This window comes from uncultured Thiodictyon sp. (genome assembly GCA_903837595.1).
Classification (GTDB): Bacteria; Pseudomonadota; Gammaproteobacteria; order Chromatiales; family Chromatiaceae; genus Thiodictyon.
Genome location: CAILVI010000304.1, coordinates 1 through 16,475, shown reverse-complemented (window position 1 = coordinate 16,475; position 16,475 = coordinate 1). Strand labels below are relative to the sequence as shown.

The window sequence follows — 16,475 nt, the reverse complement described above, 5'->3', positions numbered from 1 at the left end:
GTCACGCGGGTGTTGATGCCCCACTTGATATCCACCTTGCGGTCGATCAGCTCCTGGCACAGTGCCACGAACTGGCGCTTGAAAATGGTCGGCTCCTCGTCCGCCAGGATCATGAACCCGACCTTGTGGTCCCGTACCAGGGCCTCGACCTCGTCGACGAACTTCTTGGGGCTGCGGTGCCGGTAGGTGCGCCAGAACTTCCACTGGGAGCAGAAACGGCAGGTGAAGGGGCAACCACGGGCGAAGTTGGGGACCGCCACCCGGCAGTTCAGCGGGATATAGATGTATTGCTCCCACTTGAGGATGGACCAGTCGGGGGTCAGCGAGTCCAGGTCCTGGATGACCGGGTGGGCCGCGGTGGCCACCACCTTGCCGTCATCGTCCAGGAAGGCGACGCCCTTGATCTCGCTGCGGTCCGCCTTATGCGTACCGGCCTCAACCGAGCGCAGCAGGTTGACGATGATCTCCTCGCCCTCACCGCGCACGATGTAATCGATCCAGGGGGCCTCGCCCAGCACCTGGCTATACATGAAGGTCGGGTGGATACCGCCCAGGATGGTGACGGCGCTCGGCATCGCCTCGCGGGCCAACTGGAGCGTGGTCTGGGCCTTGTAGATCATGGGCGTGATGGCGGTCGCCAGCACCACGTCAGGGGCATGCTTGCGGATGTATGCACGCAACGCGTCGTCCTGCATGTGCTCGCACATCGCGTCCAGGAAGGTGACGTCGGTGTAACCCGCGTGCTTCAAGGCGCCAGCGATATAGGGGGCCCAACCGGGAGGCCAGTTGCCGGCAATCTCTGCACCGCCCGCATGATAGTTCGGTTGGATCATCAGAATACGCATATTCCACCTCTGCAAAAGGGTCGCTTATCGTTGTCTTTCGTGCGTCCGACCCGCCCGCGCGAATCGATCGGCTCATCTTCCCGTGCGGCGGAAGTACCCGCCGGCCACGCTATTAGGGATCACACCGAATCACCCCAGAACCCAGTCCCTGAGGAGGTAAATCGTTGCTCAAAGAGGGAAACACATTGGTTCCTTGACCGCGCACCAAGTCGGCGGAGTCACCGCTCCCGGATGGCGATCAGCGATAGCGGGGCGCAGCGTTCGCGCACCGCATCGGAATACACCTGGGGGCTTGGCCCCGCTTGGCTGTCACCCCGCTTGAAGGCCCAGGACCACAGGGCCTCGTCGGGCAGGGGCAAGACCAGAAACCAATGCTCCAGAACCGCCAGGCCGAGCAGGGTCGCGGTCAGTATATAACCGGCACTGGTAAACGAATGGGGAGCGGCGTCCTGGGCCGTGCCGATCAACAGCACGACGCCCACCGTCGCGACGGTGACCGACAGTGGAAACAGGCGGTTCATGGGCCGCTGGCCCATGTAGGTCTGCAGGAACCGGAGATGGTCGGGGAGCCAGTCGGTGTGCAGGTTGGGGACCCCGAGGAAGACATTGAGCTTGGCGCTCCAACGCATGATCCACAGAATATTATAGGTCCACACCCCGACCTGATTGGCCTCGCCCCAGCATAGCACCGACAACGCAATGCCGGTGGCCAGCACCGATAGCTCATGGTAGAGGCTGGTGCCGATGGCCAACAGGAAGCGGCGCCAGCCGGCACAATCGGGGGGGCAAGGGGCCTTGCGGGGTCCGCTCACCAGCCCCATGAAGTAGCTCATCTCCAGCGCCCCCCAGATCATGACGGCGCACGTAAAGCCACAGTAGGCATGGGCGACGGATACACCGGTACTGGTCAGCACCAATCCATAAATGCCCGCGGCCAGGGTCCCTGCCGCGCCGATCAGGCTCCAGCGGTAGGTGCGTTCCGGTAGTCTGTCCAGGTAAAGGATGATGCCGGTCCCGAGCCACCAAACGAACAGGGCGTAGAGCGCTGGGACGACAATCGAAAGCATGCGTGGTTCCTGGTGCCGCGCCGCGCGCGGACAATGGGGGTTCAGCGACCGGCGCCGGCCTGGGCGGACGCGGTGGCTGGTGGTGCGATCGGGGCGCTGCCCGCCAGGAATGCGGCAAATGAAGACTCGTTGGTTGGCCCGAACGAAGTGAGCTCAATGGTCCTTTTCGTCCCCAAGTCGGTCAGCGTCAACCGGCCATCGGCGAGCCGCGCCAGGCGAAATGGGGTGTGATCAGGGAGATGGCGATTGCGCCGCTCCCGGGACACCGCGCGAAGTATCCCGCGGACAAAACCCTCGATCCCTGACGGCAGCACCGCCACTGTGCGGTCATCCGTGGCGTCTTTAACCAGCGTGGTCCCATCAGGACCGTCCGAGAAGCGCAGATCGCGACTGACCACAGGTGGGGAGGGCGCGACCTGACTGGGATTGTAACCCATGAGGACCGCCAGGGTCACCAGCAGCAAGGACAAACCGATCAACGAGCCGAAGGCAATCAAAACCTTGCGCGGAAAGTGCTCGGGAGGAGAGGGTTGAGACATGGGGATCAGATCGGCTGGAGCGGTTGATGATTAGTGGAGCGTCGTGCCGGCAATCGGCAGGATCACGGTCGCGGGATCCGTGGAGACGATGGCCGGTGGGGCGTCCGCCGGCCCCTGCGCGGCGACGGATTGGGCCAGGTCGGTCCGCGCGGCCAGCAGCGCGCCGGCGAATATCCGGGCCACCTCTGCGGCGTCGGGCACGGCGCGCAGCATCGGCCGGGGCGGCCAATAGTTCCACGGCTGGGCGTGGGGCCACAGCACGATATAGCCGGCCCGCACCGGCCCCTCCATGGTCAACGGGATGTCTCCGGAGCCATCGGCATACCGGCGCAGGCCGGCGTCAGTGATACGGGCAAACGGCAGGTTGATGGCCATGGGAAACGCCACGCCGAAGCGCAACACCAGCCGTCGATTCGTCATCGTATAGAGGGTGCTCCGACTCATCGCCCAGGCCAGCAAGACCAGCAGGGCGATCGTGATCGTCGCGAGGATCGTGAGCCATACGGCCCCGGCCACGGCGGCCCGCAGCGGTTCGCCATCGGTGAGCTTCCACATGAAGTTCAGGAGCACCAAGGCGAGGAAATAGAGTGCGACGGCGCGGGTGTGGAAGGCGTACCGCGCCAGCGACTGCCAGCGCGGCGCGCCTTGCCAGAGCACGGACTCCCCGGGGGGGAGTTGCTCTGGCAGACCCGGTACGGGTTCGTACGCGTACTCGGTCATCGGCGGTGTCAGAGGAAAGGCTCGGCGCGTGACGGGACGGCGTAGAGCTTGCCGCCACCATAGTAGGCGGCGACCAAGTCCTCTTCACGGAAGGTCACATGGTCGGCGTGGGCGATGACAGGCACATTAGCGAACTGGGCACCGGTGATGGCGAGGACCTTCACTGTACCGGCTTTCTTATGGATTTTTGCGAAGCCCATCGGCAACAGGACCTTCTTACCGGCGTTGACGGCGACTTCAAGGTAGCGGATCTGCGGCTCGGAACGGTCGATCCAGATATCGGAGACGGTGCCGCCCTTCTCGCCGTCACAGCCGATCACGTCAAAGCCGCGCGGATCGCGATCACGCTCAGCAACCGAGAACCCGGGTGCCGCGCGCAACGGGACGATCTTGTGCTCGCCCTCGTAGGTGAGGTCCGGCTCGTCATCGCGGGTCGGGCAGGAGCCCGGACCAACGCGGGCCAGCATGGGATCGCCAATGGGCGCCAAGGGGGCACCGGGCCAGGGCTCGGTGGGCGTGGCGTTGACGTCATAGGGGCGTTCCGGGCGCGGCACGGTCTTCGTGCCCTGGCCATGGGGCAGGATGAAGGTCTTAGGCGTCGGCAGGCTGGGCCAGCCGACGACCGTGATGTGTGCGGAGCGTTCCGACTCCAACGGGTATCCTTCCCGCTTGTCCTCTTTCCGGAGGTAAATGATCAGTCCGGCAAAAAAAATCCAGAAGGCCCAGATGGCGATCTGACCAAGGTCGATGTAGCTGGTGGCTGCGTGCATGTTTCCCCTCCCGAGGGCAATTGGCTAGCCGGGAAATTCGGCCAAGCCGAAGCGGTTGGACGCGGTCGTGCGACCCGCACCGGCAGTGCCGGCGAGCGGGCCGACGGCGGCCAGCGTCATGAAGAGCAGAACGATCTCGAGCGCATAGACGGCGCCATAGCCGACCGCCGGGCCGGTGAGAACGGGTCCCAGGACGTCATTGGCGGCCAGTTGCGCGAACACATCACGCAGGGCGCCGCCCGCGGCGATCGCAACCCCCGCGGCGGTCGCCTGCACGGCGCCCCAGGCGCCCAGTGCCAGCCCACTCTCGTCGCCGTGGGTCTTCCCCATGGCGGCGGTCAGGGTGCCGACCGAGAAGAGCCCGGCGCCGAAACCGATCAAAAAGGTGCCCAAGCGGAAGACCTCGGTCGACTCCATGGGGGCGGACAACAGGACAGCCGCGAAGGCGAAAACTCCAACCACCGCGCCCAGGCCCGACAGGCGATAGGCGTCGGCGCCGCGGCTTAGCTGCCGGGCAGCCAGTGCGAATGCCAGCAGCGTTCCACCCGCCGACAGGGCGGTCAGCGCCGTGGTGGCCCCGACCGTCAGGTGCAGCACCTGGCCGCCATAAGGCTCCAACAGGATGTCCTGCATACTAAAGGCGGCGGTGCCCATGGCCACGGCCACCAGTAGCCGCGCGACTCGCCCGCCGGCCAGATAGTCGGCCCAGGAGTCACGGAAGGCGGGGCTCGACCGGCCGGCGCGGGTGCGCGTCGGGTCGCGTGCCTCCTGCTTCCAGAGTGCAATCAGGTTCAGCGCCAGCGTGGCCACGGCCGCCGCCTGGAGGATCTGGATCAGTCGCTTCTGACTGAAATCAGCGAGCAGCTGGCCGAAAATCAGCGAACTGGCCACCATCCCCAAGAGCAGCATGACATAGAGCAGCGCCACCGCACGCGGGCGCGCCTGCGGGGGTGCGAGATCGGTGGCGAGTGCCAACCCGGCCGTTTGGGTGGTATGTAACCCGGCACCAACCAGGAGAAAGGCGAGCGCGGCGCCCGCGGGACCGATGGGCCCCTGCCAATGGGCGTCGCCCCCCAGGACCAGCAGGGCAAAGGGCATGATCGAGAAGCCGGCGAACTGCAGCAGGGTACCCATCCAGATATAGGGGACGCGGCGCCAGCCCAGCGCGGAGACGTGGTGGTCTGAGCGGAAGCCGATCAGGGTGCGCAGCGGGGCGAACAGCAGCGGCAGGGAGACCATCAGTGAGATGAGCCAGGTGGGGATGCCGAGCTCCACCACCGTCACGCGGTTCAGGGTCCCGTTGAGCAGCACCACGGCCATGCCCACCGAGACCTGGAACAGCGAAAGCCGCAACAGCCGCCCGAGCGGCAACTCCCGGGTACCGGCGTCCGCAAACGGCAAGAAGCGCGGCCCCAGCCGCTGCAGTCCGCGCGTCAGGATGCCGGCAATCGAACTCATTGGTGGACCAGCTCCAACGCCTGTGAGGTATAGAAACCGCGGCTCACGCGCTGCGTTCGCCCGCAGCGCCAGTCCGCGAGGCCAGGCTCCGCCGCGATCAGTTGTTGCAGCCGCTTGGGGCTCACCGGCACGATGGCGGGCGAGCGATCCCCGCGGGGGAACAGCTGTCCCACGGCGTGCATCACCGCCAGCAGCGCCGTTCGCGGGGCATAGGTGAAGAGGATCGAGCCGGTGGTGCGGGCCGCCACCTGGGCGAGCAGCTTCACGACATCCTCGCTGCGGTAGTGGATCACCGAGTCCATGGCGACCACGTGGTCAAAGGTCCCGAGCGCGGGGTCGGTCATGTCGCCCGCCAGGAACTTGACACTGCCCACGCCCAGGTCCTTGGGGCAGCGCTCCTGCGCCAGCGCGATCAGGGTCGGGGCCACGTCGATGGCAACCACCGTAGCGCCGCGCCGGGCGGCCTCGACCGCCAGTGCGCCGGTCCCGCAGCCCGCGTCCAGCAGCCGCCGGCCAGCCAAGTCCGCCGGCAGCCAGCCGAGCAGGATCGCGCGCATCAGGTCACGGCCGGCCCGCACGGTGGCACGCACCCGGCTCACCGGGGCGTCGGAGGTCAGTTTGGACCAGGCGTCGGCGGCCGTGCGATCGAAATAGGTCTCGATTTCGCCGCGGCGTTCCTTGTAAGTGGTCGTCGGCATCAGTCGAATCCCAAAAAGTCGAAGATATCCCGATCGCGCATCGGCGCCACGGTCAGGGGTTCGGTACCGGCCCAGAGGGCGGTCGCCAACTGCATGTATTGAGCCCGGGCCAACTCGACTTCCGGGCTCGACTCCATCTCAAACAGCGTACATTTCTTCAGCCGGCTGCGGCGGATCACGTCCAAATCCGGCAGGTGGGCGAGACGTTTCAGGCCCACCGCGTCGGCAAAGCGGTCGATCTGATCCGTCTCCACGCTGCGATTGGCCACCACGCCGGCGATCCGCACCTTGTAATTCTTGGCCTTGGCCATGATCGCGGCGGCGATCCGGTTCATGGCAAAGATCGAATCGAAATCGTTGGCGGCCACGATCAGCGCACGCTCCGCGTGCTGAAGCGGAGTGGCGAAACCGCCGCACACCACGTCGCCCAGCACGTCGAAGATCACCACGTCGGTATCCTCGAACATGTGATGCTGTTTCAGTAGCTTGACCGTCTGGCCGACGACATAGCCACCGCAGCCAGTGCCGGCCGGTGGACCGCCGGCCTCCACGCACATCACGCCATTATAGCCTTCGTAACAATAATCCTCAGGCCGCAGTTCCTCCGCATGGAACTGCACCGACTCCAGGATGTCGATCACGGTGGGCACCAGGCACTTGGTGAGCGTGAAGGTGGAGTCGTGCTTGGGGTCACAACCGATCTGCAGGACCCGTTTGCCGAGCTTGGAAAAGGCCGCCGACAGGTTCGACGAGGTCGTGCTCTTGCCGATCCCGCCCTTGCCATACACGGCGAAGACCTTCGCCCGGCCGACGATCGCCTCGTCCTCACGGACCTGGACGCTGCCCTCGCCGTCCGGCGGCAGACCAAGCGTGACCGGAATACCGAAATTATTCAAGCCGCGGCCTCCTGGAAGACGCCCTCTAACCGGTCCTCAAGCTCCTCGCCGGCACGGCGCAGGGCCTCGAGGGTCGCGGCATCAGGGGTCCAATAGTTACGTTCGTGGGCCTCGATCAGCCGGTTCGCGACCTTGGCTGAGGCAGTGGGATTGAGTGCGGCGAGCCGCTCGCGCATTTCATCATCAAGCACATAGGTTTCGGTGAGGCGCTGGTAGACCCAGGGGGCGACCTGTCCGGTGGTGGCTGACCACCCCATGGTGTTGGTCACATGGGTCTCGATCTGGCGCACCCCCTCGTAGCCGTGGGCCAACATGCCCTCATACCACTTGGGATTGAGCATCCGGGTACGGGTCTCGAGCGCGACCTGCTCGGCGAGCGTGCGCACCACCCCGTCGCCGGTGGTCTGGTCGCCGATATAGACCGGCACATCGGTCCCACGCGCCCGACCGACGGCGCGGCTGATGCCGCCCAGGGTATCGAAATAATGGTCGATGGAGGTGACGCCCAACTCCACCGAGTCCAGGTTCTGGTAGGCGAGTTCGACATTGCCGAGCACGCTGGTCAACAGATCGGCGTTCTGCATCGGCTTGCCGGAGCGGCCGTAGGCGAAGCACTTGCGTCGGGTATAGGTCTCGGCCAGTTCGTCGCCCTCATCCCAGCGACTGCTGTCCACCAGATAGTTGACGTTGGCCCCATAGGCCCCGTCGGCGTTGCTGAAGACGCGCAAGGAAGCGGTCTCAAGATCACAGCCGTTGGCCTCCTGATAGGCCAGTGCGTGCTTGCGCACGAAGTTCTGCTCCAGCGGCTCCTCCGCGGTCGCGGCCAGATAGGAGGCATCGGCCAGCAGCCGGGTTTGTAGCGGCAGCAGGTCGCGGAAGATGCCGGACAGGGTCATGACGCAGTCGATGCGCGGCCGGCCCAGCTCTTGGAGCGGGATCAGCTCGGCGCCGGCGAGCCGTCCGAAGCTGTCGAAGCGCGGCTTGGTCCCCATCAGGGCGAGGGCCTGGGCGATCGGGCCGCCCTCGGTCTTGAGGTTATCGGTGCCCCACAGGACCAGTGCCACACACTCCGGCAAGGGGTTGCCCTCGATCGAATAGCGCTCCAGCAGGCGCTGGGTCTGGCGCGCCCCATCAGCCACCGCGAAGCGGCTGGGGATGCGGTAGGGATCGAAGCCATGGAGATTGCGCCCAGTGGGCAGGATCTCCGGGGTGCGCAACAGGTCGCCGCCGGGGGCCGGCTTCACATAGCCGCCATCCAGTGCGTGCAGGATGGACGGGATCTCGTGTTGCTCGGTCAGCAGGCGATTGGTCTCACCGAGCTCCGTCAGCAAGCTGACATTCTGTTCGGTCTTAGGCATCGAGCCGGCTGCCAAGGAGCGATTGACACTCGCGCCGCCCACCAAGGCGGTCAGGGTCTCGCGCGCCGGGCGGGCGTCGTGACTCGCCTCGGCGATGGCCAACAGCAGGTCGACGCGTTGCTCCGCGGTCGGGGCCTGGCCGACGATGTGCAGCCCGTCCGGGATCAGGGTGTATTCCAGCTCCAGCACCGCCTTGTTGAGCTTGGCGATGGGCTCCTCGAAGGCATCGCCCCAGGCCGGTTCGGCCGGGTTCAGGTCGAGCTCCGCCCCTTGGGCCTGGATGAGTTCGGCCAGGCCGTGGCGCTCGTTGACCTCGTCGGGCGGGAGACTGCGCCAACGCTCGATGGAGCCCTTCAGGTCGATGAGCCCGCGATAGAGCCCGGCATGGGCGATCGGCGGGGTCAAGTAGCTGATCAGGGTCGCGGCGGCGCGGCGCTTGGCGATGGTGCCTTCCGACGGGTTGTTGGAGGCATACAGATACAGGTTCGGCAGGTCGCCGATGAGGCGATCCGGCCAGCACTCGGCGGACAGTCCCGACTGCTTGCCGGGCATGAATTCCAGCGCGCCATGGGTGCCGAAATGCAGCACCGCGTCCGCGCCGAATTCTTCCTTGAGATAGCGATAGAAGGCGGTGAAGGCGTGGGTCGGGGTGAAGCCCTTTTCGAACAGCAGGCGCATGGGGTCGCCTTCGTAGCCGAAGGCCGGCTGCACGCCGACGAAGACGTTACCGAAGCGCTCGCCGAGCACGAAGATGGAGCGCCCGTCCGCCTGCTGCTTGCCCGGGGCCGAACCCCACTGCTTCTCGATCTGCTTGAGATAGGGCTCGCGGCGCACATGGTCGTCCACCGGGACCCGCGCATGCACATTGGCGTGGGCGCCATAGCGCGAGGCGTTGCCATTGATGATGGACTCACGCAGCGCATCGACGTCCTTCGGCACCTCGACCCCATACCCGGCCGCCTTGAGTGCGGTGAGGGTATTGAACAGGGACGAGAAAACCGAGAGATAGGCGGCGGTGCCGGTGTTGCCCGCGTTGGGCGGAAAGTTGAAGAGCACGATGGCGACCTTGCGGTCACGCCGCGCGGTACGCCGCAGCGACACCAGACGGGCGACGCGTGAGGCCAGCATCTCGGTACGCTCGGTGTGCGACTGCATGTCGCGCGCCTCATCCACCGCGACCGAGTTGGAGCGGCCGCCGAAGACCATGGGCCCGGTGCAACCGTCCAGCTCCGGGATGGCGACCATCATGGTGGCCTCCACCGGCAGCAACCCCTGATCCGACTCCTGCCACTGTTCCATAGTCTGGAACTCCACGGCCAGGGTGGAGAGATAGGGCACGTCGAGCTTGGCCAGCAGTTCCTGGGCGGCCTTGGCATCGTTGTACGCCGGTCCGCCGACGAGCGAAAAGCCGGTGAGTGAGATCACGGCATCGACGGTGGCGCGGCCACCATGCATGAAGAAACGCTCCACCGCCGGGCGGGCATCGAGCCCGCTGGCATAGGCGGGGACCACGCGCAACCCGCGGGACTCCAACGAGGCGATCACCCCGTCATAATGGTTGGCATTGCCGGCCAGCACATAGGAGCGCATCAGGAGCAACCCGACCGTGCCCTTGCTGTCGCGGCCGGCGGCCGGGAGCTTGCCCAGGTCGTCGCTGATATGGCCCGGGATGCGCGGGTGATAGATGCCGACATCCGGATATTCCACCGGCGGGGGGACCTTGAGTGAACCGCGCAGCACCTTGCGCTCACCGTCGGCATAGCGGTCCACCAGAAAGCGGACCATGTTGGCAATATTCTCTTCGGAGCCCGCCAACCAGTATTGGAGGCTCAGGAAATAGGCGCGCACGTCCTGGGCGGTGCCGGGGATGAAACGCAGCAGCTTGGGGATGCGGCGCAGCATGCTCATCTGCTGGGAGCCGGCATTGCCCTTGTTCTCATCCCCCTCCTTCTTGCTGCCGCCGCGCAGGCGCTTCAAGAGCGCCATGGGGCCGCCCTGCTTGCCGTCCATGCTGAATCCGCCCAGGCGGGTCAGGCGCATCACCTCGCCGGCGGACATGCAGGAGACCATGGCGTCGCAGTGATCCCGGCGCGCCTGCAGCGCCGGGAGGATCGGCTGGATGTGCTCTTCCATCACCAACATGGTGTTGATGACGATATCGGCGGTGGCGACGTCCGCGCGGCAGCGCTCGACCGCCTGCGGGTCCCCGGCCCATTCGGCCGCGGCGTGGAGACTCAGCTCCAGCCCGGGAATATCCCGGCGCAGGCCAGGTCGCGCCCGGTCGAGCGTGCCCGCCAGGTGGCCATCCAGGGCCACGATGACGACGCGGATCGGGATCGAACGGTCAGCGGCCGAAGTGCGCTTTCGCATCGTAGAGCGTCTCCACGGTAATCGTTTGGATACCGCGTTGCGCGGCAAATAATTCAGTGTTGCGGCGTGCCTTGCCGCGGACGAAAAATGGTATTTTCTTTAACTCGCGCTCGCCCTCCGGGGACCAGGCCACACCTGCATCGGGGGCCGTCTGGGCGGTCGGGCCGCCCTCCGCCAGGGACACCGTCTCCGGAGTCTGCGGCGTCGCCGGTGGCGTCTTGGCGGGGGCGTGCAGGTGCGAGGGGGTAGCCTCGTCATGGAATTCGGCATCACCCCGGAACATGGTCAGTAAATGCTCTTCCAGGCCCATCATCAACGGATGGACCCAGGTGTCGAAAATCACGTTGGTCCCTTCGAACCCCATCTGGGGCGCGTAGCGGGCCGGGCAGTCCTGCACATGATGCGGCGCGCTGATGACCGCGCAGGGTACACCGAAGCGCTTGGCGATATGGCGCTCCATCTGGCTACCCAGCACCAACTCCGGGTGCAGCGCCGCGACCTGGGCCTCGACCTCCAGATAGTCGTCCGTGATCAGTGCCTCGACCCCATAGCGCGCAGCGGCCGCCCGGACCTCGCGGGCCAATTCGCGCGAATAGGTGCCGAGCCCGACGACCTTGAAGCCCAGCTCCTCGGTGCAGATCCGCGCCGCCGAAATGGCGTGGGTGGCGTCGGCAAAGATGAAGACCCGCTTGCCGGTGAGATAGGTCGAGTCCACCGAGCGGGAGTACCAGGGCAGGCGTGAGGTGCTCGCCTCGATGGCCGCGCTAACGTCGATCCCGGTCAGTGCACCGATCTCGCTCAGGAAGTCCCGGGTGGCACCGACGCCGATCGGCACCGTCTTCACCGTCGGCTGCTTGAACATCCGCTCCAGCCAACTGCAGGCGGAGGCCGCGGTCTCCGGATAGAGACAGCAATTGAAGTCGGCCTCGGGAATCCGGGCGATATCGGCGGGGGTAGCGCCCAAGGGGGCGACCAGATTCACGTCCACGCCGATGGAGTCCAGCAGCCGGGTCAGCTCCACCACGTCGTCGCGGCAGCGAAAGCCGAGCGACGTGGGGCCGAGTAGGTTCGCGCGCGGCCGACGGCCCGCGCAACGCTCACTGACGCTCGCGCGCGCTGCGGCTCCGGGGGCCGGGACCTGCGCGTGCAGGACGCGGCGCACGATCTGATAGAAAGTCTCGCTTGCCCCCCAGTTCTCCTGCCGGGAGAAGGCGGAGAGCTCCAGCGGCACCACCGGGATCGGCAGACCCATCGACTCGGCGAGCCCCCCCGCCTGGTCCTGCAAGAGCTCAGCGGTGCAGGCCTCGCCGACCAGCAACAGGTCCGGACGGAAGCGCTCGTAGGTCTCCTGCACGCGGGTCTTGAGCAGCTCCGCGGTGTCGGTCCCCATGTCCCGCGCCTTGAAGGTGGTATAGCTCACCGGCGGGCGGCGCTCACCGCGCTCGATCATGGTGAACAGGAGATCCGCATAGGTGTCGCCCTGGGGGGCGTGGAGCACGCAATGCACGGCACGCATGGACGCGGCAATGCGCATGGCGCCGATGTGGGGTGGGCCCTCGTAGGTCCAGACCGTGAGCTGCATGGCTAGACCTTCAAGGCTGCGCTGCGGAGCAGGGGCCGGGCGAAGAGTTCCGCCAGGTCGGCCGCCTGTTCAAATCCGTGGATGGGGGTGAAGACCAGCTCGATCGACCACTTGGTGCGCAGACCCAGGGCCTCCAATGGATTGGCCAGACCCAGACCGCAGACGGTAAGATCCGGGCGCTCGGCGGCGACCCGGTCCAGCTGCCGTTCCACGTCCTGCCCCTCCACCAGACGCACCCCGTCGGGGAGCAGGTCCAGCTCGGGCTGCATGGCGCGCCGGTCCAGATAGGGCGTGCCGACCTCGAGCAGTTCGACCCCGCACTCGCGGGCGAGGAAACGGGCCAGCGGGATCTCCAACTGGGAGTCGGGCAGGAAGGTCATGCGCCGCCCGGCCAACACCTCGCGGTAGCGCCCGAGTGAGCCGCGCGCCCGCTCGGCGGGGGCGGCGGTCACCCGCTCGAACTGCTCATCTGACACGCCCCAGGCGCGGGCGGCGGCACCGAGCCAGGCCAGAGTCCCCTCGACCCCAAAGGGGAAGGGGGCGCTCAGCAGGCGCGCGCCACGGGACGCGAGCAGCCCGGCGGTTTCATTAAAAAAGGGTTGGGCGAAGAGGACACTGGTCCCCTCCCCCACCGGCGGAAAGGCCGTGGTGTCGATACCCGGGATGAAATGCACCGGCCCGATCCCGAGTGCATCGAACACCCGTTTGAACTGGTCCTCGACCACGTCCGCCAGGGTACCGAGGACCAGCAGGTTGCGCGCGCCGCTCGGCAGGCGCGGCAGTTCCGGCACCAGGGCGGCGACGCACTGGTCCTCGCCCTGGGTGAAGGTGGTTTCCAGGCCGCTGCCACTGAAGGCCAGCACCTTGACCCGGCCGCCGCCCGCAAGACCCAGCGGGCCCTGATTCAGCCGCTCGGCCGCCTTGTCCAGGTCAAGTTTGATGACCTCGGACGGGCAGGACCCGACCAGGAACAGGGTGCGGATGTCCGCGCGGCGCTCCAGCAGTCGATTGACCACCGAGTCCAGTTCATCGTGGCAATCGGCGATACCGGCCAGGTCCCGCTCCTGCAGGATGGCGGTGGCAAAGCGCGGCTCGGCGAAGATCATGACCCCGGCGGCGGACTGGAGCAGGTGGGCGCAGGTGCGGGAGCCGACCACCAGAAAGAAGGTGTCGTGCATCTTGCGGTGCAGCCAGACGATGGCGCTCAAGCCGCAGAAGACCTCGCACTGACCTTGCTCGCGCAGCGGTTCCGGGTAGGCGCGTGGACGCGCCAGGGCGGCGTCGGCGCCGCTCACAGGGCCGTCTCCGCCTGACCGATGCCGACGCGGCCTGAGACGTTCTGGGCGGCATCCAGGCGGGCCTGGTCGAGGCGTGCCGCCCGCAGCTTGAGCAGGAACTGGGTGGCGTTGATCACATAGGTGGCATAGGCTGCCAGGGCCAGCAGCATCTGGTCGTAGACCGGCAGATAGGCCAGCGATATCAGATAGGCGGTGTGCAGGGCCAGCACCAGCATGCTGAACACGTCTTCCCAAAAGAAGGCGCGAACGAACAGGTACTTGCCGAAGACCACCTTCTCCCAAATGGAGCCGGTGATCATGATGGTGTAGAGCACCAGGGTCTTGACGACGACCGAGATGGTCGCGGCTTGGGCGCCTTCGCCAGTGTAAAGAAAGCGCAGGACCAGCCCGAGGCTGATCAAGAATACCAGAAATTGAACAGGGGCAAGGATGCCCTGGACCAGGGTCCAAGGGGATGCATCGCGACGCTTGCGCTCCTCCGGAGTGTACAGGGGCATGCTCTGGCGGTACCTTGAGGATCGGTGGTTGTCTTGGCAGATCGGGCGGGCGGCAGAGCCGCGCCTAAGACGCTGCGGTTCCTTGGCTGGTCTCTCGCCTGATCATCGATTTAGGGGGCTGGTGCGCGACCGATGCCCTTGCCCCGCCGCACAATCTAGCCTCGTGGGGCGAAAGTGTCAATGTAAGTTGACGTAGTGGAAACTTGACATTCGCAGCCGGTAAGACAGACTTGGAATAACCCCGAGCCCGCCCGGAACATTGCGTGCGCACTTGGGGGGAACGATCGGCCATTTTAGCCCAACCGATACCCGAGGGTCCTCACTGTTTATGCGCTGCCCCGCTGTTGTCCCTGTCCCTCTCGTGCGGGACCCGCTGCGGCCGGTCGCGTGCTGTTTGCGCTCAGATTTAGGTCTGCGTACACGCCTGAACTGCTGGTCTGGGCGCGGAGGACAAGCGTGTCCACAGTGACCACCCCGAGCGCAGCCGCCGAACGCATGGACGGCCAGACCGCGGCGGACCTGCTGCGCACCGCCGCCGATCTCTCGCTGGTGCTCGATGCCGCCGGCACCATCGTCGACTGCACCATCGGCAACGCCGCCCTGTCCCGCGACCTGGGCGGCGACCTGCAGGGCCGCCCCTGGCTCGACACCGTCACCATCGAGAGCCGCCCCCGGGTCGAGGCCATCCTGCGTGAGGCTAGCACCGACTGGCCGCGGGAGTGGCGCCAGGTCGACCAGTTGGTGCGCCTCGGCAAGGAGATCCCGATCCAATATCGCGCCATCCGCTTCGGCACTCAGGGCCAGGTACTCGCGATCGGGCGGGAATTGCGCGCCGTGGCCTCGCTCCAACAGCAGTTGGTCGACGCGCAGCAGGCCCTGGAGCGGGATTACTGGCGCTTTCGCCAGATGGAAACCCGCTATCGCCTGCTCTTCCAGAGCATCTCCGAGGCGGTGCTGATCGTGGACGCGGGCCTGCGCCGGGTGGTGGAGGCCAACCCGGCGGCGGCCCTGCTCTTGGGCGACAGCGCCGCCCGCGTGGTCGGGAACGCCTTCCCACAAGGGTTCGACGCCGAGAGCACCCGGGCGATCGAGTCCTTGCTCAGCGGGGTATTCACCACCGGCAAGGTGGACAGCGTGAGTGCTCGGCGCCGCGCCGGGGCCACCGAGATGGTGATCTCCGCCTCCCTGTTGCGCCAGGACGACACCACCCTCTTCGTGGTGCGGGTGAGTCCGCTCCCGCCCGACCAGGCGTTGGCCGTGCTGCCGGAAAACGAGGCCAAACTGCTCAAGGCGGTGGCGGGAGCGCCCGACTCCATCCTGATCACCGACGGGGATGGACGCATCCTCGCGGCCAATCGCGCCTTTCTCAATCAGGTCGAGCTGGCCAACGAACACCTGCTGCGGGGCCAGTCCCTGGACCGCTGGTTGGGGCGGTCGGGCATCGATCTGAATGTACTCCTGAACACGCTGCGCCAACACGGGACACTGCGACTCTTCAAGACCACACTACGCGGTCAGTACGGCACCAGCGCGGATGTCGAAATCTCGGGCGCCGCGGTTGAACACGGCGAGCAACCCTGCTTCGCCTTTTTCATCCGCGATATCGGTCGGCGTCTGGGAAGCGATCAGGCCACCGATGGCTTGCCGGTGTGGGTGGCCCAATTCACCGACCGGGTCGGCAGCGCCCCGCTGAAGGACCTGGTGCGTGAATCCACCGATGTGATCGAGCGGCTGTGCATCGAGGCCGCGTTGAAGCTCACCGGCGGCAATCGCGCCTCGGCGGCTGAATTGCTGGGCCTGAGTCGGCAGAGTCTTTATGTGAAGCTGGCGCGGTATGGGGTTGGGGGAGAGGTGACTGAGGCGGAGTAACCTTCGCCCCCCCGGTTCTCGTGCCACCGCTCCAGCGGTGGCACGCATGTGTCAGGCGCTGCGCGCCTCGGGGCTAGGGGGCCGATACGATGATCAAAGCCTGATCGATCTTGCCGCAGGGCTAGTACCCGGTTCCACCCTAATTTGCGGACCGACCCCAACGGGGTCGAGCACACCAGCCCGGGGCAACGCCCTTAGTTGGCGTTGTTTATTCGGCCTAGCCCTGAAAGGGCGTAACATAACGGCGGGACTCCTTATGTCACGCCCTGTCGGGGCTGAGGTCTATTATCCGTCATACCCAGGGCGTTGCCCTAGCCTGATATGTCGCGCCCCGTCGGGGCTCGAGCAGACGCAGGATTAGGAACGGTTCATTAACAAGTTGGCCTTGATCATCGTTCCGGCCGCCCCGGCGTTTAGGTCGACTGGGAGCGCCGCACCCCAGTGCGGCGAGACCTCGCAAACACTCTCAACACCACGGTTTACGGCGAGGCCGGGCCGCACTGGGGTG

13 protein-coding genes are annotated in these 16,475 nt (G+C 66.2%); 1 reads left to right on the top strand and 12 read right to left on the bottom strand.

Translation table 11 applies throughout. The features are described from left to right. The 12 genes from QZY44_RS16740 to bchF form a co-directional block, all read right to left on the bottom strand. Positions 1 to 845 (bottom strand): cobalamin-dependent protein (locus QZY44_RS16740; protein ID WP_295448558.1); only part of this gene is annotated, 845 nt, incomplete at its 3' end. Between the two features lie 218 nt (positions 846 to 1,063). Next, complete coding sequence (gene puhE, locus QZY44_RS16735; RefSeq protein ID WP_295448555.1) at positions 1,064 to 1,912, bottom strand: putative photosynthetic complex assembly protein PuhE; 849 nt, start codon at positions 1,910 to 1,912, stop codon at positions 1,064 to 1,066. A 41-nt stretch (positions 1,913 to 1,953) separates the two neighbouring features. After that, on the bottom strand, positions 1,954 to 2,451 hold the full coding sequence (gene puhC / locus QZY44_RS16730; RefSeq protein WP_295448551.1) for a photosynthetic complex assembly protein PuhC: 498 nt from the start codon (positions 2,449 to 2,451) through the stop codon (positions 1,954 to 1,956). A gap of 30 nt (positions 2,452 to 2,481) precedes the next feature. Next, positions 2,482 to 3,171 carry a photosynthetic complex putative assembly protein PuhB gene (puhB, locus tag QZY44_RS16725; RefSeq protein WP_295448548.1) on the bottom strand — a complete coding sequence of 230 codons (690 nt, stop codon included), beginning with the start codon at positions 3,169 to 3,171 and terminating at the stop codon, positions 2,482 to 2,484. An 8-nt stretch (positions 3,172 to 3,179) separates the two neighbouring features. Beyond that, complete coding sequence (gene puhA / locus QZY44_RS16720) at positions 3,180 to 3,941, bottom strand: photosynthetic reaction center subunit H (RefSeq protein WP_295448545.1); 762 nt, start codon at positions 3,939 to 3,941, stop codon at positions 3,180 to 3,182. A 24-nt stretch (positions 3,942 to 3,965) separates the two neighbouring features. Next, positions 3,966 to 5,399, bottom strand: a complete 1,434-nt coding sequence (locus QZY44_RS16715; protein ID WP_295448543.1) for a BCD family MFS transporter — start codon at positions 5,397 to 5,399, stop codon at positions 3,966 to 3,968. Continuing rightward, positions 5,396 to 6,097: a magnesium protoporphyrin IX methyltransferase gene (gene bchM / locus QZY44_RS16710; protein ID WP_295448540.1), complete on the bottom strand. Its 702-nt coding sequence runs from the start codon at positions 6,095 to 6,097 to the stop codon at positions 5,396 to 5,398. The genes QZY44_RS16715 and bchM overlap by 4 nt, the downstream gene beginning before the upstream one ends. Next, positions 6,097 to 6,993 (bottom strand): ferredoxin:protochlorophyllide reductase (ATP-dependent) iron-sulfur ATP-binding protein, encoded by an 897-nt coding sequence (gene bchL, locus QZY44_RS16705; protein ID WP_295448537.1) that lies wholly within the window; start codon positions 6,991 to 6,993, stop codon positions 6,097 to 6,099. The genes bchM and bchL overlap by 1 nt, the downstream gene beginning before the upstream one ends. Then, positions 6,990 to 10,721, bottom strand: a complete 3,732-nt coding sequence (locus tag QZY44_RS16700; RefSeq protein ID WP_295448535.1) for a magnesium chelatase subunit H — start codon at positions 10,719 to 10,721, stop codon at positions 6,990 to 6,992. Before QZY44_RS16700 ends, bchL begins: the two co-directional genes overlap by 4 nt. Further along, positions 10,696 to 12,303: a ferredoxin:protochlorophyllide reductase (ATP-dependent) subunit B gene (bchB, locus tag QZY44_RS16695; protein WP_295448533.1), complete on the bottom strand. Its 1,608-nt coding sequence runs from the start codon at positions 12,301 to 12,303 to the stop codon at positions 10,696 to 10,698. The genes QZY44_RS16700 and bchB overlap by 26 nt, the downstream gene beginning before the upstream one ends. A gap of 2 nt (positions 12,304 to 12,305) precedes the next feature. After that, the gene (locus QZY44_RS16690; RefSeq protein WP_295448530.1) at positions 12,306 to 13,598 is read right to left on the bottom strand and encodes a ferredoxin:protochlorophyllide reductase (ATP-dependent) subunit N; all 1,293 of its coding nucleotides are present in this window, start codon (positions 13,596 to 13,598) and stop codon (positions 12,306 to 12,308) included. Continuing rightward, positions 13,595 to 14,098, bottom strand: coding sequence for a 2-vinyl bacteriochlorophyllide hydratase (gene bchF / locus QZY44_RS16685; RefSeq protein WP_295448527.1), 504 nt, complete (start codon positions 14,096 to 14,098; stop codon positions 13,595 to 13,597). Before bchF ends, QZY44_RS16690 begins: the two co-directional genes overlap by 4 nt. A 456-nt stretch (positions 14,099 to 14,554) precedes the next feature. On the opposite strand from bchF, the gene ppsR reads away from it, so the two are divergent. Continuing rightward, positions 14,555 to 15,967 carry a transcriptional regulator PpsR gene (gene ppsR / locus QZY44_RS16680; RefSeq protein ID WP_295448524.1) on the top strand — a complete coding sequence of 471 codons (1,413 nt, stop codon included), beginning with the start codon at positions 14,555 to 14,557 and terminating at the stop codon, positions 15,965 to 15,967. The last annotated feature ends 508 nt before the right edge of the window (positions 15,968 to 16,475 follow it).